Annotated in this window: 23 protein-coding genes; 13 read left to right on the forward strand and 10 right to left on the reverse strand. The window is 64.0% G+C overall.

The annotated features are described in order from the left end of the window. Window positions 1–14 precede the first annotated feature (14 nt). A complete protein-coding gene (locus ACAG26_RS19440; RefSeq protein ID WP_370484701.1) occupies window positions 15–1,415 on the forward strand; it encodes an aldehyde dehydrogenase family protein in 1,401 nt (466 codons plus the stop codon). Here ACAG26_RS19440 and ACAG26_RS19445 read toward each other — a convergent pair. The 5 genes from ACAG26_RS19445 to ACAG26_RS19465 all read right to left on the reverse strand — a co-directional run bounded on the left by ACAG26_RS19445 (window position 1,378) and on the right by ACAG26_RS19465 (window position 6,304). Beyond that, entirely contained in the window at window positions 1,378–2,637 is a 1,260-nt protein-coding gene (locus ACAG26_RS19445; RefSeq protein WP_370484761.1) for an NAD(P)/FAD-dependent oxidoreductase, read from the reverse strand. The two genes, ACAG26_RS19440 and ACAG26_RS19445, sit on opposite strands and share 38 nt — an antisense overlap. 25 nt (window positions 2,638–2,662) lie before the next feature. Continuing rightward, window positions 2,663–3,103, reverse strand: coding sequence for a hypothetical protein (locus ACAG26_RS19450; protein WP_370484702.1), 441 nt, complete (start codon window positions 3,101–3,103; stop codon window positions 2,663–2,665). Window positions 3,104–3,240: 137 nt separating this feature from the next. Continuing rightward, a complete protein-coding gene (locus tag ACAG26_RS19455) occupies window positions 3,241–5,256 on the reverse strand; it encodes an FAD-dependent oxidoreductase (protein WP_370484703.1) in 2,016 nt (671 codons plus the stop codon). Beyond that, window positions 5,253–5,405 (reverse strand): hypothetical protein, encoded by a 153-nt coding sequence (locus tag ACAG26_RS19460; RefSeq protein ID WP_370484704.1) that lies wholly within the window; start codon window positions 5,403–5,405, stop codon window positions 5,253–5,255. The genes ACAG26_RS19455 and ACAG26_RS19460 overlap by 4 nt, the downstream gene beginning before the upstream one ends. A gap of 251 nt (window positions 5,406–5,656) precedes the next feature. Continuing rightward, window positions 5,657–6,304, reverse strand: a complete 648-nt coding sequence (locus ACAG26_RS19465; RefSeq protein ID WP_370484705.1) for an NAD(P)-dependent oxidoreductase — start codon at window positions 6,302–6,304, stop codon at window positions 5,657–5,659. A 341-nt stretch (window positions 6,305–6,645) separates the two neighbouring features. On the opposite strand from ACAG26_RS19465, the gene ACAG26_RS19470 reads away from it, so the two are divergent. The 12 genes from ACAG26_RS19470 to ACAG26_RS19525 all read left to right on the forward strand — a co-directional run bounded on the left by ACAG26_RS19470 (window position 6,646) and on the right by ACAG26_RS19525 (window position 18,386). After that, on the forward strand, window positions 6,646–7,410 hold the full coding sequence (locus ACAG26_RS19470; RefSeq protein WP_370484706.1) for a phytoene desaturase family protein: 765 nt from the start codon (window positions 6,646–6,648) through the stop codon (window positions 7,408–7,410). Further along, window positions 7,373–7,801, forward strand: a complete 429-nt coding sequence (locus ACAG26_RS19475; protein WP_370484707.1) for a hypothetical protein — start codon at window positions 7,373–7,375, stop codon at window positions 7,799–7,801. Before ACAG26_RS19470 ends, ACAG26_RS19475 begins: the two co-directional genes overlap by 38 nt. 285 nt (window positions 7,802–8,086) lie before the next feature. After that, complete coding sequence (locus ACAG26_RS19480) at window positions 8,087–9,292, forward strand: cytochrome P450 (RefSeq protein ID WP_370484708.1); 1,206 nt, start codon at window positions 8,087–8,089, stop codon at window positions 9,290–9,292. A 92-nt stretch (window positions 9,293–9,384) separates the two neighbouring features. Next, window positions 9,385–10,494: an NDMA-dependent alcohol dehydrogenase gene (locus ACAG26_RS19485; protein ID WP_370484709.1), complete on the forward strand. Its 1,110-nt coding sequence runs from the start codon at window positions 9,385–9,387 to the stop codon at window positions 10,492–10,494. Window positions 10,495–10,573: 79 nt separating this feature from the next. Then, entirely contained in the window at window positions 10,574–11,767 is a 1,194-nt protein-coding gene (locus ACAG26_RS19490; RefSeq protein WP_370484710.1) for a cytochrome P450, read from the forward strand. A 216-nt stretch (window positions 11,768–11,983) separates the two neighbouring features. Then, a complete protein-coding gene (locus ACAG26_RS19495; protein WP_370484711.1) occupies window positions 11,984–13,180 on the forward strand; it encodes an alpha/beta hydrolase family protein in 1,197 nt (398 codons plus the stop codon). A gap of 111 nt (window positions 13,181–13,291) precedes the next feature. After that, window positions 13,292–14,299 carry an LLM class flavin-dependent oxidoreductase gene (locus ACAG26_RS19500; RefSeq protein WP_370484712.1) on the forward strand — a complete coding sequence of 336 codons (1,008 nt, stop codon included), beginning with the start codon at window positions 13,292–13,294 and terminating at the stop codon, window positions 14,297–14,299. Between the two features lie 17 nt (window positions 14,300–14,316). Further along, the gene (locus ACAG26_RS19505; protein ID WP_370484713.1) at window positions 14,317–15,906 is read left to right on the forward strand and encodes a class I adenylate-forming enzyme family protein; all 1,590 of its coding nucleotides are present in this window, start codon (window positions 14,317–14,319) and stop codon (window positions 15,904–15,906) included. After that, on the forward strand, window positions 15,903–16,754 hold the full coding sequence (locus ACAG26_RS19510; RefSeq protein WP_370484714.1) for an alpha/beta fold hydrolase: 852 nt from the start codon (window positions 15,903–15,905) through the stop codon (window positions 16,752–16,754). The genes ACAG26_RS19505 and ACAG26_RS19510 overlap by 4 nt, the downstream gene beginning before the upstream one ends. Window positions 16,755–16,811: 57 nt before the next feature. Next, window positions 16,812–17,468 (forward strand): TetR family transcriptional regulator, encoded by a 657-nt coding sequence (locus ACAG26_RS19515; RefSeq protein ID WP_370484715.1) that lies wholly within the window; start codon window positions 16,812–16,814, stop codon window positions 17,466–17,468. An 80-nt stretch (window positions 17,469–17,548) separates the two neighbouring features. Beyond that, window positions 17,549–17,947 carry a 3,4-dihydroxy-2-butanone-4-phosphate synthase gene (locus ACAG26_RS19520; RefSeq protein WP_370484716.1) on the forward strand — a complete coding sequence of 133 codons (399 nt, stop codon included), beginning with the start codon at window positions 17,549–17,551 and terminating at the stop codon, window positions 17,945–17,947. Beyond that, complete coding sequence (locus ACAG26_RS19525) at window positions 17,910–18,386, forward strand: 3,4-dihydroxy-2-butanone-4-phosphate synthase (RefSeq protein ID WP_370484762.1); 477 nt, start codon at window positions 17,910–17,912, stop codon at window positions 18,384–18,386. Before ACAG26_RS19520 ends, ACAG26_RS19525 begins: the two co-directional genes overlap by 38 nt. Before the next feature lie 46 nt (window positions 18,387–18,432). Here the strand turns inward: ACAG26_RS19525 and ACAG26_RS19530 are convergent, their stop codons facing one another. The 5 genes from ACAG26_RS19530 to ACAG26_RS19550 form a co-directional block, all read right to left on the reverse strand. Beyond that, window positions 18,433–20,358, reverse strand: coding sequence for an NAD(P)-binding protein (locus tag ACAG26_RS19530; protein ID WP_370484717.1), 1,926 nt, complete (start codon window positions 20,356–20,358; stop codon window positions 18,433–18,435). Then, window positions 20,355–21,359 carry a cytochrome P450 gene (locus ACAG26_RS19535; protein WP_370484718.1) on the reverse strand — a complete coding sequence of 335 codons (1,005 nt, stop codon included), beginning with the start codon at window positions 21,357–21,359 and terminating at the stop codon, window positions 20,355–20,357. Before ACAG26_RS19535 ends, ACAG26_RS19530 begins: the two co-directional genes overlap by 4 nt. A 238-nt stretch (window positions 21,360–21,597) precedes the next feature. Continuing rightward, window positions 21,598–22,029, reverse strand: a complete 432-nt coding sequence (locus tag ACAG26_RS19540; protein ID WP_370484719.1) for a limonene-1,2-epoxide hydrolase family protein — start codon at window positions 22,027–22,029, stop codon at window positions 21,598–21,600. Between the two features lie 57 nt (window positions 22,030–22,086). Further along, window positions 22,087–22,590 carry a limonene-1,2-epoxide hydrolase family protein gene (locus tag ACAG26_RS19545; RefSeq protein WP_370484720.1) on the reverse strand — a complete coding sequence of 168 codons (504 nt, stop codon included), beginning with the start codon at window positions 22,588–22,590 and terminating at the stop codon, window positions 22,087–22,089. 47 nt (window positions 22,591–22,637) lie between these two features. After that, a complete protein-coding gene (locus ACAG26_RS19550; RefSeq protein WP_370484721.1) occupies window positions 22,638–23,702 on the reverse strand; it encodes a hypothetical protein in 1,065 nt (354 codons plus the stop codon). Between the last annotated feature and the right edge of the window lie 181 nt (window positions 23,703–23,883).

A 23,883-nucleotide genomic window follows, 5' to 3' on the forward strand; every position in this document is an offset into this window, starting at 1 on the left:
GGAGACGGCGAAACATGGTCACGATGACGATCAACGGGAACAGAGTCCGCGCTCAGTCGACCTACGATGTCATCAATCCTGCGACAGGCAAAGTGCAGGCTCAAGCGCCGGACTGCTCGGCGGAACAACTCAACGAAGCGCTCGAAGCTGCGGAAGCCGCCGGGAATTCATGGCGGGTGAGCGAAGGCGAGCGGCGCAAAGCGATGCTGCGGCTTGCGGACGCGATTGCTGCCGCGAGCGACGATCTTACGACGGCGCTGATCGCAGAGACGGGCAAGCCTGCATCGCTGGCAGTCACTGAGCCGGACGTATGTGTTGCTTGGTTGCAGGTGTTCGCCGGAATGGAATTTCCGCGACGCGTACTGCAGGACGACAGCAAGGCATTGATCGAAGTCGCATATCGACCGATCGGTGTTGTTGGTGCGATCACGCCGTGGAACTTCCCACTAGGCCTGGCGATGTGGAAGATCGCACCCGCGTTACTCGCCGGCAACACTGTCGTCGTCAAGCCCTCACCCTTCACGCCGATGGCCACTCTGTTGTTGGGTGAGATCATGGGCGAAGTGCTGCCGCCGGGCGTGGTGAATGTGGTCTCCGGTGGAGACGATCTTGGACGTGCACTGGTCGCCCACCGACTTCCCCGCAAGATCACCTTCACTGGTTCGGTCTCCGGTGGCAAGAGTGTTGCGGCAACGGCGGGCGCCGACCTCAAGAGAGTGACGTTGGAGCTTGGCGGCAACGACGCGGCTATCGTCCTGCCCGATGCTGATCTGGCATCGGTGGTCCCGAAGATTCTCGGCACCGCCTTCTTCAACACGGGTCAGGCATGCGCGCTGCCCAAACGGGTCTACGTACCTGACTCGCTTTACGTCGCGGCGGTCGAGGCGTTTGGCGCGGGGGCCTCCGCGATCGCCGTGGGCGATCCGACAGATGCGAACACGCAGATGGGGCCACTTTCCACCCGGCCGCAATACGAACGAGTAAAGGGCCTAGCGCAGGACGCCGTCGCAAGGGGGGCACGCGTCGTCACCGGCGGTAGCGCGATCAACGGACCGGGCTACTATTTTCAGCCCACCATCCTGGCAGATGTCACCGAGGGTGTGCCCGTCGTCGATGAGGAGCAGTTTGGCCCGGTGTTGCCGATCCTGCGTTACTCGCGGATTGAGGATGCGGTCGAGCGGGCGAACAGCACGATGTACGGCCTGTGCGGTTCGGTGTGGGGCGCGGACGAGGATGCGGCGCGCGATATCGCTGAGAACCTCGAATGCGGTACAACGTTCGTGAACACCCATGCGGCATTACTGCCGACAGTGCCTTTTGGCGGCGCCAAGTGGAGCGGCGTCGGTGTGGAGAACGGGGTGGAAGGATTGTTGGCGTTCACGGAGTCGCAGGTGGTTCATACCGATCGCGTCTGATGCGGTCTGTATCGGCGGGGTTGGTCTTGGAGTTCTCGTCGAACCGCTGGTCGGGGTCACGCCATTCTTCCCAGAAGAGCAGGCGCGCACGGAAACCGGGGTGGCTCACCCGATCCAGCGCCGTGAGCCCTGCGTTGGCGATCGCCGGGATGCCGACCAGCTTGTGGAAGAACCGACCGCGCCGGTACTCACGACCCCACGTCGCCTGGACGCGCTGCTGATAGTTGGTGAAGTCGTCGGGCCCGCCGTTGGTTAACGCCGCGATAGCGCACTCACCGGCAGCCAGCCCGGACTGCAGCGCCTTGGAAATACCTGCGCCTGACACCGGCCTGGCAGCACCGAGCGCGTCGCCGGCGAACAGCACACCCGGTCGCCACGGCGGCCACGTGGTGAAGCCCATCGGCAGCCGCCAGGCTTGCAGGACTTTAGATTTCTTCAGCTCCTCGATCGGCGGCAGCTCCCATTCAGTGGGCAGAGTGTCGAGGAAATCACCCAGAAATTCGGTGGCGTTAATGGCCTGCCAGTTTTTGTAGCTGTTGACGTAGCCGAGCCCGATATTGACGCGGCCCCCGCCGAGCGGGAACACCCAGCCGTATCCGGGGAGCTGATCGCCCTGGAACCTCAGCTTCAAATAGATGTCGAGGCTGTCAGCGTCGGGCCGGTTGGCCGACATCTCGGCGCGGATCGCGATCGCGGTGTAGCTCTTGTGCGGTGAGTCGCACCGGAGCGCCCGCCGGACGGGTGAGTAGGCGCCGTCGGCGGCGATCACCGCGTCGGCGGCCACCCTCTCCCCACTCTTGAGCGTCACCCCGCTGACCCTGCCTTCGCCATCCACGATCGGTCCGATGACCTCAGCGGACTGGCGCACTGTCGCACCCGCGGACTCGGCGTTGTTGAGCAGCAAAGCGTCCAGCGCGCTGCGACGGACGACGTGACCGTGGTCGGGCATTCCCGGGCGACGCGGGAACGACAAATCCCATTCGGTCGGGCTGAAAATCTTGGCTCGGTTAACGCGGTGGAACTTGGCGACTTCGCCGGCGAGGCCGATTTTCTGCAGATAGCTGACGGCGCGCGGGGTCAGGCCGTCACCGCAGGGTTTGTCACGCGGAAAGCTGGCCTTGTCGAGAACAACCACCCGAGCCCCGGCCTGGGCGGCCTGCCATGCCGCCGCCGAACCCGCCGGGCCACCGCCAGCAACCACCAGATCGTATCGCTGTACCACTTGGTCGCCTCCATCCCGGGTTGGTTCAGGCCGGTCCCTTTTCGGTGATCGCCTTCGCCGCTGATCCCAGACATGCCAGCGAGGCACTGACCATCAGGACCGCACCCAACGACGAGATCTTGCCGCGCCGCCTCGCGATCCCGGTGGCCACGATGTCGGCGACATCGCAGGCCGCGGCGACTCCCAGCATCTTGCGTCGATGCAGCCCATTGGTGACAAGGGGGCCTGCGGCCAAAGCGAAGTCACGCGTACCACCCAGGCGCAGATACAACGCCGCACTGACGTCTTTTGACGCGTCGATGCCGAACAGCTTGCCGACGGTGATCGGCATTAGCCAACTACTGGCCCCGATCGCCGATCGCATGATGGCCAGGGCGTTCACTGTAGGGGTAGGCATGCTGAGTTCCTTCTCTCCGCGCGCGACATGATGCGGGGTAAATTGTCTGTGGATCGTCGGATGATCCACACCGACTTCACCTTCGGACTATCTGGTCCAAGATCGCGGACACGCGACCGAATGGTCACACCGGTGTGCGGATCTCCGTTCCAGCAGCTTACCAAGCGGTGCTCGGTTATGGTGGTTTTGGGTCCCGGCAGCATCTTTCATGTGGCGCTTCCGCCCCAGCCGTAGCGCGCGACGGGGCGGACCCAGTCGAGGTGCAGCGAATCGACTGACTGACGCCCTTCGACGATGGCGATCTCCAGCCGCCGCGGCGAGTTTGCATCGCCGATCACTCGCACCACAGGGCAAATCCCCGCCAGCTCCTGCTGCAGTTTCCGATCTGGGATCCCTCCGCTCATCAGGACCACATCATCGAAGGCGAGCGCCTGCATCCGGTGCGGGGCCTCAACTGGGGCCACTTGGGCCGATCCGGGCGCGAGCTGGTGGAGCACCGTTCGTGGGAAAAACGTGAAGTCGCCCTGCAACAGCTTCGCTAGAAGTGGGCTGCCGATCATCTCCCAGCGCATCTCCAGATTTGCCGCCACCACGGCGTATCGGCTCACCATCAGCACGCGGTGACCGGTGTCGATGAGCCGTTGTGCGACGTCGGTACTTTCGTAGTGGCCGTTCTCGTCGAGCAGCAAGACGGTATGTCCGAGGTCGGCTCCACGGAGGACGTCGCCGCCGGTGTGCACAGTGACCTGGTCGATCCCGGGAAGTGGCAGGTTGGGTCGCAAAGTCTGGAATCCATCACGGCGGGGGGTAATGCCCGTCGCGACGACCACTGCGTCGGGTGACAGCCCCCGTACCGTCTGGACGTCGGCGCGGGTGCGTGGCCGGACATCTATGGCGTGTAACCGCATTTCGTTGGCGTAGAAGGCGAGCAAGCCGGCGACCTCGGGTCGGGTGGGCGGCACTAGCCGCAGCTGCCCACCCAGCGCGTCGTCCGCTTCGAGCAAAGTCACGCGGTGACCCGCGATCGCCGCGCTGCGCGCCGCCTCCAGGCCCGCCGGGCCGCCCCCGACCACGACCACCCGCAGGCCCGGCGCGTGCCGTGAAATGGCATTGTCACCGTGCGTCAACTCACGGCCGGCGGCGGGGTTGATGGTGCACATGGCCCGCCCACGGGTGTTGAGTCCTCCGGCGCAGCTCTGCAGGCATGCGATGCAGGGGCGGATCTCGGCGCTACGACCGCTGATCGTCTTTGTGATCAATTCGGGCTCGGCCAGGGTGGCGCGGACCATCGAAACGAGGTCAGCGACGCCGGAGGCCACTATCTGATCGGCTTGTTGCAAGGTGGTGATCCGGCCGGCGACGATCGTCGGCAGGGAGGTAGCGCGGGTCATCTGCTCGCTGATGGGCAGCATGTAGCCCGGGGCCAGATGGGCGCCGCCGATCAGCAGGTCGCGTGCGTAATGCGACCCGAGCGACACGTCCACGAAGTCGATCAGGGCGTCACGTTCCAGCATCGAGATGAGTGTGATCAGATCCGACGGAGTGGTTTGGTCTTTCGGACCGTCGGGGGATATCCGCAGGCCAACCGGATAATCCGGACCAACCGCGGCCCGTACCGCCTCGAGGACTTCCACCAGGTAGCGCGCGCGATTCTCCAACGGACCACCGTAGTCGTCGTTACGCAGATTGGTCGCAGGCGACAGAAAGCTGGAGAAGAGGTAGCCGTGCCCCGCGTGCAGTTCGATGCCGTCGATCCCTCCTTCGCGGGCACGGAGAGCGGCGCCAACGAAGGATTCAGTCAACTCGTCCATCATGCAGTGGGTCATTGGCATCGGCAGCATGCCCAGCCCCGGGTCGGGGACATGCGACGCGGCCCAGGGCGCCGAGCTATCCAACGCTATCTGCGTCGGACCGCCGTGCCAGATCTGCTGAAACAGCCGCATCCCCTTCGCATGAACTGCAGTGGTGAGCTTCGTTAACCCTGGCAGGACGCGGTCACTGCTCAGGTCGAGCATCGCGGGGGAACTCCAGTGGATCTGCGCGACGTCGGCGAACGCGAGCGCGACCCGGCCCTGAGCACGGGCGACCAAGAACGCGATCATGTCGTCGCTCACCAACTGGTCCACTGCGAGTCCACTGCCCTGGGAGGTGCGCACCACCCGATTGCGTAGCTGCACGGGGCCGATCCGCATTGGGCTCAGGACATGCTGGTAAGCGCTCATCGGGGAACCGGAGTGAACACCACCTCGAGCTTCGCGGGCCCACGGGTGTTGCCGCCGCCACTCCATTCGGTAGCTGTGGCGCGACCCTCGCCGGAGAGGGCGTAGTCGATCGTCGGACAGCGAACGGTCATCGGGTCGTCAGCTGTCATCAATTTCTCCTCGGGCTGCGATACTCCAGCTGGGACGCGTGATTGAGTTAGGCCGGTTTCGGGCCAGGCGACGTGAGCACCGATCTCGATCGAGACATCCGCCGAACGCGTCACCGCCAATCATCGACGGCTACGACATCGTGGGGTTCAGCACTTTGCCCATGATCCGGATGGCAGTAATCTAACGATGTTTGGCCTGCGGAGTCAAGAGGACAAGTCAACCCCACGCGGATACTCAGGCTATGGCTGGTTCAGTATCCGACGGTGAAGCGTCGGCGTGGGTGTTTGGGATTCTCCACCTCATCCACCACGGCGACGGCAAGGTCGGCGGCGGAGATGTGCGAGACACCTGCCGCATCGACGATGAGGTCGTCATCGGCGGTTCGATAGTTGGCGGTGCGTGGTCTGTCGAACTCGATCGAGGCGGGGGGCGAGACGACGGTCCACTCCAGTTCCGCCGGGGCCACGTCGATCAAATCGCGCAGCGCCGCACGGAATCCGAGCGACTCCCGCTTGGCGGCCTCGGGGAAATTTGGGGTGTCTACCAGGTCGATGCCTGCGGCACCCCGGAGGCTGCCGGCACCTCCGAGGGCGACGAGCCGTGCGCCCTCGCCAAGGGCGGCGCAAGCCGCCGTGTGCATCAGCGTTAGAGGGGTCCGGTTACGCTGGGCGGCGTCACGCAGTGCCACTGAGCACAGCACGACCTGCGTGCCCTGCGCGGCGTCCTTGAGGAAACTGCTATTGAAGAGGTCTCCGATCCGGTGATGTAGTGCCGCGTCAGCAGCAGGTAGGCTGGATCCGTCCCGTGCCACCGCCGTCACCTCATGGCCACGCTGACGTAACTCTTCTCGAATTGGCGCGCCGACCTTCCCGGTTGCACCTAACAGCAGCACATGCATAGAGGCCCCTATCCCGTCGCCGAGCTTTCAACCTAACGCCGCTTGAAACTGCAGGGCCAACAGCTAGCCGACCCATGATTGACGGTAACGTAGAGTATCAATCGTACTCGTCAAATGAGCGGTGCGCGCAGTCTTGAGGCGATTGTGATCCGCTACGGAGACAAACGCCTTCGTCTTCGCCGGTTGCGGGGCCCAAGCGAGCCTGGGAGTCCTCGTTATGGTGGCCGACGACTGGATCGGCAACTGCATCCGGGTATCGACGTTGATCTGTTGCGCGGCCGCGCACTGCTGTCCGACCTGGGGGGCGGCCCGTGAGCGCGGCACCGGGTGGGGTCGCTCCGATGGATGCTGCGCCGTCACCGGATTGCGACGTGGTGGTGATCGGGGCCGGGCACAACGGGCTGGTCGCCGCCAACTACCTGGCTGACGCCGGGCTCGACGTCGTCGTCCTGGAGCGGCGGCCAGTGATCGGCGGCATGACACGTTCCGACTACGCGATACCGACGGCGCCGCACCACTTGATTAACCACTGCGCAGTCGACCCCATCTTCTGGTGCAATAGCGTCCCGGCCGCCGAGCTGGCGCTCCACCAGCACGGCTTGCGCTGGGTGACGATCGATCCAGCCTTCGTTTACCTGCATCCCGACGGTGCCTCGATCGCCTTTTGGCGCGATCCGCAACGGACCGTAGCCGACATCCGCCGCTTTTCGCGCGCCGATGCCGACGCCTATCTCGAGCTGGCCGCACTCTTTACGGCGGCCTGTGATATTGCACTGCCCTTGTTCGCGACGAACCCACCGCGGCCCGATGTAACGGCGCTAGCGGGCGCGGCCCGCGGCGCACTGCGCCACCGTCGGCGGCTGGCAGACGTCGCGGCGTTCCTCGTCGGCTCCGGGCGCGATGTCATCGCCGACTTCGAGCACCCAGTCGTGCGCAGCGCGCTGCATGTCGCGTCGGGTTGTCTGTACCCGTCGTCGTATCCAGGCTCCGCTGTGCAGATGCTGATCCTCGCGTTCGTGCACCGCTTTGACTGCCTGCGCCCCCTCAGCGGCACCCAACGGATCCCCGATGCGCTACCGGCGTGCCGCGGCGGGCCTGCTGCCTGACGTCGCCGACATCGGCTTCTACAACGCGATCCCGACCGCGGCGGACCCCACTCAGGCGCCTCCGGGCGAGGATGCCGTCTACCTCATCAACATCACTACCCCCGCTCACCCGGAGCGCGGCTGGACGGCCGAATTGCGACAACGGGCGGTCACCGACACGGTCGACCGTGCCGCGGTGTTCTATGGCGACCTGCTGGAGCTGGAACTCGGGCGCTCGAGCTTTACCAACCAGGAGATGGCTGCCGAGATCGGAGCCGAGTCCCAGAGCCACGTAGCCTGGACGCTCAACCGAATGGGACCACTGCGCCCGGCCGCGGGTCTAGCGGCTCCCGGACGCCCGTCTTGGGCCTGTACTTGGGCGGTGCCGGTTCCCATCCCGGTGCCGCGGTGACCGGTACGCCGGGCCTGCTTGGTGCCCGAGCGATATTGCGCGACCTGCGTCGGGGCGGTGGCTGGCGAGCGTTCCGCCGCGGACGAGCCGCTCGAAGTGTCTCGTAGGTGCCGGGCCGGTTCACGCGACCACCAGCCGAGGCGGGGGCGGGTTGTGCATGTAGACAATCATCGTTAGATTAATCGCCTATGTGATCCCAGTTACTCGGTTCGCAAGGATGCGACACAGCCAGCTCATGGGCTTCGTAGAGACACCGGCGGTACAGCACATCAGGGAGGACGCGCGATGGCCGACACGACCAGCCGCGATGCTCAGCCGCCCGACGAAGGTGGGATCGCTGCCCTCTTGCCCGACTTCGACTTCTTCCAGCAGGAACAGAGCGACCGGTGGGAGGAGATACTCGGCTACGCGCGCCAGCACTGCCCGGTGCCACACACCTCGGCCACCGGTGGCTATTACATCGTGACCCGGTACGAGGACGTTCGGCGGGTACTCACCGACCCCGAGACCTTTTCCTCCACGGAGTACACCAACATCACCGGTAACGGCGGCGTGCTGCTGCCCCCTCTCGACACGGACCCGCCCCTGCAGCACGACTTCCGGCAGTTGCTGAACCCGTTCTTCCATCCGAAGCAGCTCGCGGCCAACGATGAGCGGGTACGCGATATCGCGGTCGCTGCGATGGAGACGTGGATCGGGTCGGGCCGGTGCGAAGCCATGCAGGACTTCACCAATCCCTACGTCACGAACGTGTTGGCATCGGTGATCTTCGAAGATCACGATGGGGGACTCTTCCGCGAGGCCGCAGCCTGCAACGAGCGCTTCATCACCGGCGACATTTCAGGGGTTCTGGATTTTTATCAGCTCATGGTCGGGTTCGTCGAAGAACGCACCGCTAGTTCGCGGCCGGGAGACATCGTCGAAGCCATCACGACCGGCACGGTGGCGGGCCGTCCGCTGACCGATGCCGAACGCGTCGGCGTGGTGCAAGTTCTGTTCATCGGCGGCTTGGATACCACGAAGGTCGCGATCGGTGACATGCTGCTACAACTCGCTGTCGATCCTTCATTCGAGCAGCGACTTCGTGGGCCCGGATGGGAGCGCACCGTCTTGGACGAATTTCTGCGCCACAGCTCACCGGTGGGCGCGATGGGACGCATCGTGACTCGCGATGTGGACCTCAACGGTGCCCAGCTGCACGCGGGTGACCGGGTACTCGTGCACTTCGCCAGCGCCAACCGGGACGCTGACGTTTTCGAGCGCCCAGACGAAGTCCGCTTCGACCGCGAACGAAATCCGCATGTCGCGTTCGGAATGGGCGTGCACCGCTGCATCGGGATGCACCTTGCGCGACAACAGATTCGCATCGCGATCGACACGCTACTCGAACGGATCACGAACATCCGGCTCGCTCCTGGGACGGAACTGTCCAGACGGCCCGGGATGAGTCGTCTCCTCAATGCACTGCCGATCGAGTTCGATGCCCGGTAGAGCCAGCATTGGAAGGTGTTCTCACCTGCCGGCCACCGCCGGTCTGCAGTTGCTTGGCGCTCTTGGCTTCCCTACTCATATAAGGAGAACCAGTGAAGACAACGGCGGCGATCCTGTGGGAGGTCGGACAGAGGTGGAGTGTCGAGGAAGTCGAACTCGACGATCCGATGCCCGGCGAGGTGCGTGTCAGGCTGGCCTCCAGCGGCCTGTGCCATTCCGACGACCATGGGGTGAAGGGAGACATGCCGATCGGTCTCCCGCTCGTCGGCGGCCACGAGGGTGCGGGGGTAGTTGAGGAGGTTGGGGCCGGGGTGACACGGCTCAAGCCGGGCGATCATGTGGTGATGGCCTTCATGCCGGCGTGTGGGCATTGCCGTTGGTGTGCCAGCGGCAACTCTGTGTTGTGCGACCACGGCGCCGTCATTATGGCTGGATTGCCCATCGCGGACGGCAAACCACGCACCCATGCCCGCGGGCAGGGACTGGGTCGGATGTCGCTGCTGGGAACCTTCAGCCCGTATGCCGTCGTCCACCAAGACTCGTGCGTAAAGATCGATGATGACATCCCGCTGGAGTTGGCTTCGCTCGTGGGGTGCGGTGTGGCAACGGGATTCGGGGCGGCAGTCAACCGCGCCCAGGTCGGTCCGGGAGATACCGTGGTTGTGGTCGGTTGCGGTGGACTCGGGTCGAGTGCGGTCCAGGGGGCACGGATCGCCGGCGCGGAGATCATCGTCGCGGTCGATCCTGTTCCGTTCCGCCGACAACAGTCTGAATTGCTTGGCGCCACCCATTCGGCCGCGTCCATGGAGGACGCGATGCCACTGGTCAGCGAGCTGACCAACGGTGTGATGGCCGACAAGACCATCATGACGGCGAGTCTGATGACCGGCGACATGTTGCTGCCGCTGATGCTGCTGACCCGCAAGGGCGGGCGGGCATGCCTCACATCGGTCGCGAATCCAAACGTCACTAACGTCGATGTCGTGCTGGTGGATGTGATCCTCAGTCAAAAGGAGATCGTCGGCAACGTATTCGGCGGGTGTAATCCGCACGCCGATTTGCCCCGGCTGCTCTCGTTGTACAAACGGGGGCAACTCAAACTCAAGGAGCTAGTCACCAAGACCTACACCCTCGACCAGGTTAACGAGGGCTATGACGACCTGCTCAGTGGAACCATCATGCGCGGCATGATCACGTTCTGAGGATATTGCCCTAACCGAACAACGATGGCTAGCTGGCGAGCCGCATGTTCATCTCTCAAGTGAAGGAAAGAGTAGGCAGATGCAGTCCAACTTTGGTGTCAACCCCGCCGAGATCCTTCCGCACTACAACATGTGGGACCCGGAGCACGAGCAGATCAAGTGGGACGTCTTCGCGTATGCTCGCAGCAAATGCCCTGTCGCGCATACCGATGGTGATGGCGGTGGACAGTACACCGTAACCCGCTACGAGGACGTGCGGCGAGTCCTCGAAGACCCGGAGCTGTTCTCGTCGACCGGCGTCGCGCCCCGGCCGTCTCCGGTGGGACTGAATCCGCTGGACTCCGATCCGCCCTACCAACCCGATCTGCGCAAGATCCTCAACCCGCTGTTCGGCCGCAACTTCCTGCTGAAGTTCGAGCCCGAACTACGGAAGAATGCCGTCGACCTCATCGAGTCCTTCATTCGCAACGGCCGATTCGACTTTATCCAGGAGTTTGCCGGCCCATTCGTCGGAAACGCGTTGTCGAGAGCCGTTTTCAACGAAGACGATCCGGCAAAGATGGCGCATGCCGCCGAGGTCGTGGTCCGAGTGGCGATCGAGGGTACCGACGAGGCCTACTTCGAGCTTGTTGTTCTGTCCGGACAGTACCTCGCTGAACGTGCGCAAAACCCTACCGATGCCAACGACGTGTTGAACGCTATTTCCACGGGCACGGTGGAGGGCGGCAGGCACCTGACGGATGCGGAGCGGCTCGGGGTAGTGACCGTCCTGTTCCTTGGTGGCCTCGACACCACGCGCGGCGCGTTGGGATCGATCGCTTACCACCTCGCCAAGCAGCCCGAGCTGGAAAAACGGGTGCGGGACCCTGCCTGGATCCGCCAGGACATGGATGAGTTCATCCGGCTGGAGTCGCCCGTCGGCTGTCTTGGGCGACGGGCCACCCGGGATGTCGAACTCGGCGGGGTGCAGATCAAACAGGGCGAACAGGTACTCCTTCGGTACGATTCGGCCAACCGCGACGAGGCGCAGTTCGACGATCCCGCAAACCTGAGGTTCGACCTGCGGCGCGGTGGACACGCCGGGTTCGGGCTAGGGTTGCATCGTTGCCTGGGAGTTCATTTCGCGCGGATCCAGATTGCTGTCGCATTCGAAGAGCTCTTCAAGAGAGTCACCAACCTGCGCTTTGCCAACCCCGATACCGAGGTCCGTTGGGCCCCAGGCATTGCCAACGGCCCCGAAAGTCTGGAGCTGACTTTCGACGTTATCGGCTGACGAGATGTAGGTGAGCATGTGACGTTTGCTGCCGGGGAAGGGTGCCGGGCAGCTCCGCGCGGTGGTGCGCGACTTTCTCGACAAGCGCCCGGATGAGGGGGCGGCGGAGCGGTAGCGGCCTTCCCAAACCAAACGATGTATGGTTAAGATTAGCCGAGCGGTCGTAGCGAAAGATTGAGGTGATCGGATGCGCAGCGTTGTGGAAGCGAGGGGTGCATGAGCGCCCAACCAGTCCGGGTCGCGCGGACCAGCTACCGGCGCACCCCGTACCTAGTGGTGTCAAAGGAGCAGTCCGTCCGCAAAGACGTGTACGGGACCATCGGCGACAACGTGGTACGTCAGGCTCAACTGCTGCGTGGGCAACATGACTCCGACACGGTGGTCGTGGCGTCCCACCCCATCGGCTCGCCGGGCTACCTACCGTTTTTCTCGGAACTGGCTCGCACCGGGGTCCACGTCATAGGGTGCGCCAACCGGTACTCGTTAGGAGACTCGGCGCTGCAGATGGAGAACCACCTCCTCGATGTCGGGGCCTGCGTCCGCGACGCCAAGGAACGGCTGGGATACGCCAAGGTTGTGCTGGCCGGCTGGAGTGGTGGTGGCTCGCCGATGATGGGCTATCAGGCCGAAGCGGAGAAGCCGGCCATCGCCGAGACTGCCGCCGGCGAGCCGACGCCGCTGGCCGAGACAGCGCTTGCACCCGCTGACGGGGTGCTGTTGCTGGCCGCCCCGCGCAGCCGCCACCGCCTGCTGACGGAGTTCCTGGATGCTTCGGTTACCGACGAGCTGGCGCCCGAGCGCAATCGGGATGTCGAATTTGACTTGTACGATCCGGCCAACCCGAACCAGCCGCCGTACTCGGCAGACTTCCTAGCCGCCTACCGCGAGCGGCAGCGGGAGCGAAATCGCCGGATCACCGCGTTCGCCCAGGAAAAGCTGGACGAGTTCGGTCGAGCGGGCCGCCCGCACGCGGAGCATGCGTTCGTGGTCCATGGCACGATGGCTGACCCGCGCTGGTTGGACCCCACGATCGAACCCAATGGGCGCAGGCCCCGTTGGAGCTACCTTGGAGACCCCGAAGTCGCCAACACCAGCCCGGGCGCGCTGATGCGTTTCACCACCGCGCGTAGCTGGCTGTCCCAGTGGGGGCTGGACACCGCCCAGGTCGACGCGGGCGACGCCGCGCCGAGGGTATCGATCCCGGTTCTGTTGATGTGCAACGGCGCCGACGACGCCGTTCCCACCAGCCACCAGTCGCAGGTGTTTGACGCCGTCGCTCATCAGGACAAGGAACGCGTCGATCTGCCGGAGGCCAACCACTATTTCAGCGGTCAGGACCAGCGATCGCATCTGTCGGATGCCGTCGACCACGTCTACGACTGGATGGAACGGCACGGGTTCGCGGCTTTGTGAACGCCCTTGGCATACCGTGCGCGCCGGGGCCGTGCTCGCGTTAACGAAACCGCTATCGATCTGATTTCACAGGAGGGCGAGATGAAACTGAGCTTGATGTCGTTGGGAGATGTGGTCACCGACCCGGTCACCGGCAGGACCGAGACCGCGGCGGAACGACACCGTGCGATTGTGGAGGCAGCAGTGGCGGCCGACCAAGTCGGCTTCCACGGTGTGCACGTCGGGGAACATCATGGGTTGGACTACACGACGTCGGCTCCACCGGTGATCCTGTCGGCGATCGGGGAGCGGACCACCAGGCTGCGGTTGTCCACCGCGGTGACGTTGGCCGCAAACCTTGATCCGATCCGGGTGGCCGAGGACTACGCGACCGTGGATGCCCTGTCGGGTGGGCGTTGTGAGGTTGTGGTGGGACGCGGCAATTTCTTCGTCTCCACCTACACGTTGTTTGGCCAGCAGTTGGCCGACTCCCATGAGCTGTTTGCCGAGAACGTCGAGCTGCTCACCCAATTGTGGGCTGGCAAGGAGATCAATTGGCCTGGGTCGCGGCATCGTGCGCCGATTAGCGACTTCACGGTGCAACCCGCGCCGGTGGGTCCACTGCCGGTGTGGATCGGCGGTGGCGCATCGGAGTCTTCGACGGAACTGGCGGCCCGGCTCGGCCTTGACCTGATGCTGCCCTCGGCATTCGGCAACCCCGAGATGTTCAAGCCGGTGGTAGACAGCTATCGGGAGAAATTCGCGTCCTACGGCCATCCGCGTCCGCCCCGGATCGGCGCTTGCTGGCATGTGAACGTAGCCGACACCAGCCAGGCGGCCAGGGAGCGGTGGGAACCACGCTACCGCAACTACTTCGAGTTGATGATGACAATCATTTCTCGCGTTAACCCCGACCCGCCGCCGTTCATCAAGAAGCCTTTCGACTTCGAGTTTCTCACCACTCGTGGCCCCGCGATTGTGGGCAGTCCCGCTGAGGTCGCCGACCGGCTGAACGCGTGGTCGCAGTTACTGTCCAGCGACACCAACCTGGTCTACATAGACATGGGGGGCCAGCCCGCCGGCGAGTACCGCGATATGGTCGAACTTATTGGTAGCGCGGTGATTCCGCAGCTGCAGTGAAACGTATGGGACGAATAATGAGCATTGATCATTTTGCCGCCGATGTCGTGAGTTATCACCGCCGCAGCAGACCCGATGCGCCCGCGATTGAGGACGCCCAGACCGGTGCGGTGCTGACGTGGCGTGCCCTCGAAGAGAGGGTTGCCGGGCTTGCCGGTGCATTGGCCGACGACCTGGACGTCAGCAAGGGCGACCGGGTGGCCGTACTGGCGAACAACGATCCCTGGGTGCTGATCGTGCAGTTCGCCTGCATGCGCCTCGGCGCTATCTTCGTGCCATTGAATTTCCGGCTGGCGCGCGCCGAATTGGAATTCTTGTGCACTGACTCGGAACCGGCTGTTTTGATTTACGACGTCGGCATGCGCGAGGTCGCGGTCGATGTTGCCGCTGCCGCGGGTGTGCGGCAGCTGGCCTCGTTTCACGGTGCGGTAGGTGCGGCTGCAACTGGGGCTGCGCTCGATACCTGTTACGACCTCGTCGCTGGTGCGGCCATTGCCGCCCCCCGCGCCGCGGCTTCGGTCGGCCGCCTCACCGACCCCGTTCAGTTGCTCTACACTTCGGGAACAACTGGCCGACCTAAAGGCGCGATCTGCACCCACCAGACGCTCCACTACCAGACGTTGAACTCGTTACAGCCCTACGAATTGTCTTCGACAAGCTGCTACCTCGCTGTACTGCCGTTCTTCCATGCCGCCGGACTCAACAGTATGACGAATCCTGTTCTGGCGCTGGGCGGTACGGTGGTGGTGGCGCACCGTTTCGATCCTGTTCACGTTGTCGAGCTGCTTGCCGACCCTGACAGGGGTATCACGCACTTCTCCGCGGCGCCCGTCATGTACCAGGTGATGAGCTCGGTTTCTGAATTCGCCGACGCCGACTTCAGTCACCTGCGGCATGGCCAGATTGGCGGTGGGTCCCTCAATTGGGAGGTTCTCAATGCGTTCCACGATCGGGGTTGGCCGCTGAGTACAGGCTATGGTTCCACCGAGATGGGTCCGATCGTCAGTGTGGTCCCGCCTGCGGCTAGCCTGACGAAATTCGGTTCCTGCGGACTTCCGGTGCAATACACAGCTCTTCGGCTTGTCGGTCCGGACGGCCAGGATGTCGAGCCAGGCCAGACCGGTGAGGTGTGGGCGCACGGGCCGGCTGTCACGCCGGGCTACTGGCGACGCAACCGTGACGAGGACGAAGCGTTCGTCGGGGAGTGGTTTCGTACCGGAGACGCGCTCACGCAGGACGCGGACGGCTTTTTGACCATGGTCGACCGGTTCAAGGACATGTATAAGTCCGGTGGGGAAAACGTTTATCCGGCCGAGGTCGAACGTGTTGTGCAAGAGCATCCTGACGTCGCGGACGCCGCGGTAATTTCGATCTCCGATGAGCGCTGGGGCGAAGTGGGCCGCGCACTAATCATTCCTAAACCCGGCGTGGTCGTCGACACCGTGGCCATCGCCGAGCACTGTCGAACGCGGTTGGCCAAGTACAAGGTGCCCGCCGACTTTGTGGTGGTAGAGCCATTCGAACGCAACGTCACCGGTAAACTCCCCAAGGCCGAGCTGAAGAGGAAGTACGGGTCGGATCGACCGACCGTGACGTCGCAGCAATGACGGCCCGACGGTTCGGGTGGATAGGTGCGAATGGCATCCGCCTGGTCGGCGAGCGGCTCGGCAACGGCCCGCCGGTAGTGCTGCTGCACGGAGGTGGGCAGACGCGCCATTCCTGGGGAATGACCGCGGAGCGAATCGCGGCCATCGGCATGGAGGCCATCTGTGTGGATCTGCGCGGGCACGGCGATAGTGATCGTGCGCTCGACCGCGACTACAGCATCGATGCGCATGTGTCGGACCTGGCTGCCCTGACGGCACAGCTGGGTCGCCCCGCGACCCTGATTGGCGCGTCGTTGGGCGGTATAACGGCGTTGACCCACGTCGGCGAACAACCGGACGGTGGTCGTTCCACCGTCGCGGCTCTGGTTTTGGTAGATGTGGTGCCGCGGATCGAGGACCACGGCGTGGACCGGATCGCAGCGTTCATGCGGGCGAACCCGGACGGGTTCGATGACGTGGACGCCGTCGCCGAGGCGGTGGCCGCCTACCTACCCGGAAGGCCGCGTCGTACTGAAACGTCGGGGCTGGCGAAGAACCTTCGGAAAGGCTCCGACGGGCGAATGTACTGGCATTGGGACCCGGCCATCATGGACACTGCCCCATCTGCCGATATGCGGAAGGAGCTGACCGGGCGGGCGACACGGGCGGCCGCCGGTGTCCGGGTACCGACACTGCTTCTGCGTGGCGAACTCAGTGACGTGGTGAGCCGAACCGGAGTGGCCGACTTCTGTGACTCGGTACCGCATGCCGAGTATGCGGAGATACCCGGGGCCGGACACATGGTTGCTGGCGATGCGAACGACCCATTCACATCAGCCATCCTCGACTTTATCTGCAGGCTGTGTTGAGTGGCGGTGGCGTACCGCGTTTGGTTACTCTGGTAGCGAACCACGGGAGGGGTACGTATGGGCCGGCCGAAGGTGGCGCTGATCTCGCGGCGGAACGTCCTAGAAACGGCGTTGGCCATCATCGACGAGGACGGACTCGAGGCACTCAGTATCCGTCGGCTGGCCAGCGAGCTCGGCGTCAACGGCGCATCCCTCTACCACCACTTCGAAAACAAGGACGAGATCCTCATCGGCGCTGCGGAATTCGCCCTGGCCGACGTGCGCACCCCAGAGAAGTCTGAGGAGCACTGGCGTCACTGGCTGCCCGAGAATGCCCGCAAGCTGCGCGCAGCGCTACTGCAGCATCCGGCGCTGGTCCCGCTAATCGTCGGCAAGCGCTCGCTGGGGATGGGTGCGCACATGCTGGACACTTCCGCGGAGCGTTTGATGCAGGAAGGTGTTCCCAGTGCGGCGGTGATGCCATTGTTGGATGCACTCGAACTGTTCGCCATCGGTAGCGTGCTGCACGAGACACAGGGCTACACGCCCGAGCTCCGCCACGATATCGACACCGGCCAGTATCCGGCGCTGGCCAAGGCGATGTCCGAGCGGGGTCTGTCCTCCGATGAGATCTACGACCTGGTCATCACCAGCATCTTGGATGCGATCGACACAGCGGTGCAGGAGCGCCAGGCGCGCTGGTTGCCAGCGGTGGTGGAGGCCGGCACGACTTAGCGGCTGTGAAACGCCGGTTTGCCATGCGGGGCTAATTATTGGACATGGCGTTACCAAACAGCGTTTGATAATATGGCTGGGTGAGCATCCCGGACCTCAACCCCGCCCTGCGGCAGCTGCAGTCAGGTGGCATCGTCGTGTTGCTGCTACCCGATGGGGCCGCCGATCTGCTGATGTCGGGTGAACACGCGAGGACCGGTCGAATCGCCTTCTACGTCCGCCACACCTCCGGAATGATCCAGGCGGCGCTGACCGCGGACCGGTGCGACGAACTGGACCTGCCGCCAATGGCGACGTTGCCGCGCAGTGAGGCCAGCGCCGTCGCCGTGGACGCGGCCGTCGGTGTCACGACGGGTATTTCTGCCGCCGACCGTGCCCGGGCGATCCGCATCCTGGCTGACCTGCAGATCCGGTCCGGTGGACCTGCGCCGGCCCGGACATGTGTTGCGGCTGCGGGCACGACCGCATGGCGTGCTTGACCATGTCGGCCCAGCCGAGGCGGGCATGGACCTGTGTACGCTGGCTGGCCTCCGGCCGGCCGCGGTGCTCGCCGAACTCATTGGCCCGCACGGCGATCTCGCCCGGGATGCGCAGGTCTTCGACTTCGCCGTCGAGCACGGGCTCCCCGTGGTGACGATCGATCAGGTGCTCGCCCATCGCCGCGGGGCATCCCACACCGTTGCTGCGCGCGGCGAACACGACTTCTCCGTTGCCGCCGCGATCCTGCGAGACCTGGGGGTGCAGCGGTTCCGGGCGCTGGTGTCCGCGCCGGTATCCGGTGCCATCGCGCGTGACCTCGGCCTGGACATCGTCGAATGCATCGAACTGTCCGACGCGGTGACTATCAACGCTTCGCGTCGGCGTGGCCGGGCGACTGGGCGGGGGCGAGGGCCGTTAGCGCCGGCAGGCAGCCGATGAACACTTCGTGGCAGTACCGCTTGATCGCTTGGCAGGTCATTCAAGATCATATCGCCATCGCAGCCTGATGAGCTTCTTTGAAGCTGTCGAATGCCGTCCGCGGGGCAACGGCGTCCCCGACCATTGAGTGCGCAATTTTCAGTGCCCGCACGACCGGAAGCAAACTTATCGCCGGGCGCAGCGGCACCGCGGCAACTACCGAGCCGACCTCGAGTTCGGTGATCGTGTGCCCGTCTGGCCGCACGATCGTGGCCACGCCATTGTCGAGGTCGCCGAGTATTCCTTGGGTGACGATGCGTGTGAGTCGCCGATGCCAAGTGCGGGGAGCTTCGAACCGATGAAGCATTCCCCCGAAGGGCATCACAGTCTCGTAGCAAGTGACAAAGGTGACGCGCTTTCCGCGCACGGCCAATGCCTCGGCGACCAGTGCAGCCTCATTGGTGCCGAGCGAGTCATAGACCAGCACATCGTCCTCGACGTCGCCGGTGAGCGCGGCAGTAGTGCTAATCATGTGCGCGGCACCGACAAGATCCGGCGCGAAAGTCGCACCAGTGGCCAGGATGACGTGATCTGGCCAGAGATCGGTGAGCATGGCATCGGTGACCTCGACACCCAACTCGACCGTGACATGCGCCTCGGCTAACTCGTTGACAAGATAATCCAGCGAGCTGGCCAGGTCAGCTGCTGCGGTGAGTTCGACCGCACGCAATCGCCCCCCGGTGCGTGTTCCAGCATCGACGATGCGCACATGGTGTCCGCGCCGCGCCGCGACCTCGGCGGCTTTGAGACCGGCCGGTCCCGCACCGACGACCAGAACCCGTTTGTGGTGTGCGCTGGGCTGTACACGCAGTTCTTCTTCGCGTAGAACCTCCGGATTGTGAAAGCAACTCGTGGTGGGCGAACCGCCGAGTTTGCGGTCGACACAGACGTTCGCTCCGACGCAGGGGCGGATGCGGTGCGCTTGTTGGGTCTGCAGCTTGCGCACCAGATCGGGTTCCGCAATGTGCGCACGGGTCATTGCCACCAGCTCACAGTCGCCTCGGGCGAGCAGCGCCTCGGCCGTGCCGGGAGAGACGATTCGCCCCGTTCCGATCATCGGGACCGTCGTGTTCAGTGTTTCGCGCAGCCGCCGCAGGTAAGGAATGTTCGCGCCCTCGGGCTGCCGGTAGTTGGGGATCGCCCGGTCGTAGCTCGGTCCTCCGTAGCCGACTGTGGTGTTGAGCAAATCGATTTCGCCGGTGTCGAGCAGGCTCCGCAAAGCCGTGGTGAGGCCTTGGCGGCCTTGGCCCCCGTCGTCGACGGCCCGTAAGTCGTCGGTCGCGGTCCGGTATCCGAGGATCCGGTCAGGGCCGATCTCCGCGCGAACCTGGCTGATCAAGCATCGCGCAAACCGAGTCCGGTCGCCGGTGTCGGTGGGCCCCCACTCGTCGTCACGCGAATTGTTCCACGGGGTGAGTGATTGCTGAACCAAATACCCATGCGCACCATGAATTTCCGCGCCATCGCAGCCCGCATCCACGACCAGTCGCGCGGCACGTCGATATGCATCGAGGACTTGCTCGATCTCGTCGCCGGTCATTTTGTGGACGGGCTCGCCCTCGGGCGTCTGGGTATTACCGAAGCCCCACAGCGCCGGACGCCGAACGTCGTTATCGGTACGGAAGGTGGCGCCAAAGTGGATCAGCTGCACGATGAGTGGCGTCCCCGCACTGTGTACAGCTGCTGCCAACCGTGCATGTCGGTCCAAAAGCTCGGTGGGGTATTCGCCGAACGGGTTGACGTAGAAGGGGTGAGTGATCAGCAGTCCCAGGCCACCTGCAGCCCGCCGCCGGGCGAATTCGATATACGGGTCGGCGGGCAGCAGTGGGTTGCGCCACGGCTCGCTAATGCTCGCTGCGGTCATGACGACGCGGTTACGCAACTCTACTTTCCCGACCCGCAGCGGGGACAGGAGAGTAGGGAACCCGGTCACGGAGTGGATTTCTCCGGTGTGAAAATCACCGGCAACGATTCGACCCCCCTGGTGTTGCCGCCACCTGTCCAGCGGATCTCGGTGCCCGGAGCGATCGTGGCATCAGGCAACCTGGTCAGTAGTTCGTCGAGCACAGCGGAGAGTTCGGCCATGGCCAGGTGCTCGCCGAGGCAGCGGTGCCGTCCGGTGCCGAACGTGACGTCAGCGGGTGTGCGTGGACGTTCCAGGCTAAACGCGTCAGGTTCGGGGAACATCTCGTCGTCGCGGTTAGCGGCACCGAAACACAGCATCACCTTGTCACCGCCGCGAAGGTGTTGCCCGCGCATGTCGTGGTCGTCGACCACGGTCCTGGCCATGTGCATCACGGGGGCGTCCAGCCGCAGCGCCTCGTTGACCGCCGTGGTACGCAGTGATGTATCCTGCAGTAGACGATCCCGCAGGCCCGGTTCGGCCAGCACCCGATAGCACAAACTGCTGATCCCGTGCACCGTGGTTTCGTGACCGGCCGAGATAATCAGCCGAATCATTCCCAGGATGGCGATGGGTGTCAGCGGGCCACCGTTCTCGTCGGACAGTGCGACGCGGATGATCTGGCTCAAGGTGTCGTCACCGGGATTGTCGATTCTCTCGTCGATTTCCCGCTGTACGAATGCCTCAAACCGCTGGGCGCTGGCCACCTTCACATCGTGGCTGGTCCGCGCCGACGACAGATACTCCATCATCAGCCGACGCATGGCATCGGCTCGGTCGGGGTCCAGCCCCAGGTAATGCGCCAGAATCGCCGGTGGTACGGCGTCGGAGACAGCAGGAACCAAGTCGACGTGTCCTTCGGCGGCAAAGCTGTCGAAGCACTCCCGAACCAGACCGGTGATCATGTCCTGCTTGAGCGCAATCGCTTTGTTGGTGAAGAACGGCATCACCATCTTGCGGTATGCGGAATGCTCGGGTGGGTCGAACTCTGCCGGCACCAACCGCATTGACGTCCCGGTCGGCGGGATCATGATCCCTTGCGTCGTGGTGAATATGGTGTGATCGCGGGCGGCGGCGACTACGTCGTCGTAGCGGGTTAGTGTCCAAAATCCGCCATAGTTGTCGCTCCAGCCGACCGGGCACCGAGTTCGTAGTGCCGCCAGTGTCTGATGCATCCGCGACGGCGACTCCGGATCACCATGATCGAATCCGGTCGACGGAGGTCGGTCGGCGGATCTGGTCGCACGATCACTCATCGGATTTCCCCTATCACAGTACGGCCGACGCCGGCACCGGCATGACGGGTTGGCCAAGCGAAAGTTTCGTCATCCAGTCGTCACAGTAATCTCGCCAAACGACCATTTTGGCGCCGTCGAACCCGATGACTCCGGTGACTGGAATTTCAGCGATCAGGGTGCCGTCGCCACGATAAAGGTTGTCGGATCTCTCGACGACTGCCCGACCCGGTGCGGTGAACAAGGTATGAATCGGAACGGCAACGGCGGCGATCTCCAGGCCGTCGAACATCTGGTCAAGTGCCTGCAGGCACACATCCAGACCAGTTAGCGCACCACGGGCACTGTTCCACCACACGAGATTCCGGCTGCCGTGCTGTCGGAAGGACTCCTTGACCCCTTCGACGCCCGTGCTCCACATCGCGAGAACGTCTCGCACGATCGCTTCTTCACCGCTCACGGTCATCAACTCTCGTCGGTTTGAGCTCCACATACCCGGGCCGAATGCCGGGACGCATGAGGGTCATTCAAGCTGGCCGATACTCAGAAGTGGGCCGGGGTCGAAGTAGTCGCGCCACTGAGTGATCTTCCCGTCTGCCCATTCCAGGACTCCGACTACCGGTGCACCGAAAATCTCTGTGCCGTCGGCGTCGAAAACGCGGTCGACACGCTCGATCATGACAAGGCCGGGTGCCGCTAGCAGCGACCGGATGTCCACCCGTGTGCTGTGAAACTTCCATGCTCGCGCCTGCACGCGCAGCAATTCAACACAGTTGTCGAGCCCCTCGACGCTGGGGATGCCGGTATTGATCCATTTGACATCGGGTGCGCAATAGCATTGGAAAGCCTCGATGATGCCGTCCACACCGGATTCCCACAGCGCAATCATCTGACGCGTCAGGCGCTCTTCCTCGAGCATGGTGCCTGCCTTTCTTTCGCTGCACCCCGGATGCGGGGCGCAGTCATCGAGCTCGGCGCGGCCATTACCGAATGATGTTAGATTAGCGGTGATCGCGACCGGCTGCAAGCCAACCACCCCGCGCGAGCTCGCGCCGGGAGCAGTCCACCATCCGATCAGCCGGCGCTGGTGGTACCCGGACGCCAAGGCGCGAACACCGGCTGGTGGAAGATGCCTGGTTCTGCATCACAGATAAACGGGATCGCGTTGATCGCGGTGGCCATCGTGGCGTAGAAGCCGGGGTCGAAGGTGCCCGTGGAATCGCCAGCTGGCGGTAGGGCGTCGAGGGTCGTGTTCACCGCGGGGCGACCTTCGATGTTGATGTGCCATTGGTACCGGTGCCTGGGGGAGGGCCAGCCGGCGACACCGGGTTCGACCAGCCAGTAGACCTCGACGGTCATGAAGACGGCACCGTTGACCAGGCCCTTGACCCAGTACTTGTTCCCAGCGACGGTGCCCTTGGCGACATGTCCCACCGCGATATCCAGGTCGCGTGAGGCGGGGGCCACGTCGAGGCCGCTTTCCAGGCTGTCGAATCTGACGCCCATCGCTCGGCCCGCCGCGGTGGTCATTTCGGAAAAGAAACTGGTGAAGTACTGACCGAACGGAGAATCCTTGCTCACCGAATCGAGAGGTTTGCCGATGCCGAGCGCTTCGGTGACCATCACGGCGGCCGGGTGATCGGCGGCGTCGATCACTTCGGTGAGGGTGATGTGGTCGATGTCGGTGCACATGCCGGTGATGGTCGGCATGACCCGCTCGAACATGAACCCGGGTTCGACACCGGTACCCAGTAGCGTCGTCGAGCCCGCTGCACACGCGTGTTGTAGCCGGGCGACCACCTCGGCGCCGCGGAACTCGGGCGCGTAGTAGGCGGCGGTCGAGATGACGTTCTTTCCGGATGCGAGCAACGCGGTGACGTCATCGTCGAGTTCGGTCATGGACTGCGAAAGCGGGGAGTGGATCACGCAATCGGCCTCCAAGGCCAAAATCTCATCCCGGCTGGTCGTCGCCGTGACCCCGGACGGTGGCAGACCAACCAGGTCGCCGGCGTCCCGACCGGCCTTATCGGGGTTATAGACGCGCAGCCCAACCAGCTCCAAATCGGGACGGCGCAGAATTTCCCGCAGGCATAGTGAGCCGACTTCACCAGTGGCCCATTGGATTACTTTGTAGCTCATCGTATGAGTGCTCTCCCTGTGGTTGGACGCGCGCCATGCCGGCCACGGGCAGACACTAGGGGCGGATGGACCTGCCGGCGTTGACCGAAACGGACGCCGGGGCGACCATCCCGGACAACCCTTGTCGCTCGACAGAGTTGCCATTGCATTAACCAAACATCGATGGTTTAGTGGTGGCTGC

The sequence above is a fragment of the Mycobacterium sp. pUA109 genome (genome assembly GCF_041287095.1).
Classification (GTDB): Bacteria; Actinomycetota; Actinomycetes; order Mycobacteriales; family Mycobacteriaceae; genus Mycobacterium.

Excerpts from the sequence above, each read along its gene's own strand:
- ACAG26_RS19455 (WP_370484703.1), bottom strand. The coding sequence starts at position 5,256 with ATGAGCGCTTACCAGCATGTCCTGAGCCCAATGCGGATCGGCCCCGTG.
- ACAG26_RS19495 (WP_370484711.1), top strand. The coding sequence starts at position 11,984 with ATGAGCGCCCAACCAGTCCGGGTCGCGCGGACCAGCTACCGGCGCACC.
- ACAG26_RS19505 (WP_370484713.1), top strand. The coding sequence starts at position 14,317 with ATGAGCATTGATCATTTTGCCGCCGATGTCGTGAGTTATCACCGCCGC.
- ACAG26_RS19510 (WP_370484714.1), top strand. The coding sequence starts at position 15,903 with ATGACGGCCCGACGGTTCGGGTGGATAGGTGCGAATGGCATCCGCCTG.
- ACAG26_RS19515 (WP_370484715.1), top strand. The coding sequence starts at position 16,812 with ATGGGCCGGCCGAAGGTGGCGCTGATCTCGCGGCGGAACGTCCTAGAA.
- ACAG26_RS19540 (WP_370484719.1), bottom strand. The coding sequence starts at position 22,029 with ATGACCGTGAGCGGTGAAGAAGCGATCGTGCGAGACGTTCTCGCGATG.
- ACAG26_RS19490 (WP_370484710.1), top strand. The coding sequence starts at position 10,574 with ATGCAGTCCAACTTTGGTGTCAACCCCGCCGAGATCCTTCCGCACTAC.
- ACAG26_RS19465 (WP_370484705.1), bottom strand. The coding sequence starts at position 6,304 with ATGCATGTGCTGCTGTTAGGTGCAACCGGGAAGGTCGGCGCGCCAATT.
- ACAG26_RS19470 (WP_370484706.1), top strand. The coding sequence starts at position 6,646 with ATGGATGCTGCGCCGTCACCGGATTGCGACGTGGTGGTGATCGGGGCC.
- ACAG26_RS19550 (WP_370484721.1), bottom strand. The coding sequence starts at position 23,702 with ATGAGCTACAAAGTAATCCAATGGGCCACTGGTGAAGTCGGCTCACTA.
- ACAG26_RS19535 (WP_370484718.1), bottom strand. The coding sequence starts at position 21,359 with ATGATCCCGCCGACCGGGACGTCAATGCGGTTGGTGCCGGCAGAGTTC.
- ACAG26_RS19460 (WP_370484704.1), bottom strand. The coding sequence starts at position 5,405 with ATGACAGCTGACGACCCGATGACCGTTCGCTGTCCGACGATCGACTAC.
- ACAG26_RS19480 (WP_370484708.1), top strand. The coding sequence starts at position 8,087 with ATGGCCGACACGACCAGCCGCGATGCTCAGCCGCCCGACGAAGGTGGG.
- ACAG26_RS19440 (WP_370484701.1), top strand. The coding sequence starts at position 15 with ATGGTCACGATGACGATCAACGGGAACAGAGTCCGCGCTCAGTCGACC.
- ACAG26_RS19475 (WP_370484707.1), top strand. The coding sequence starts at position 7,373 with ATGCGCTACCGGCGTGCCGCGGCGGGCCTGCTGCCTGACGTCGCCGAC.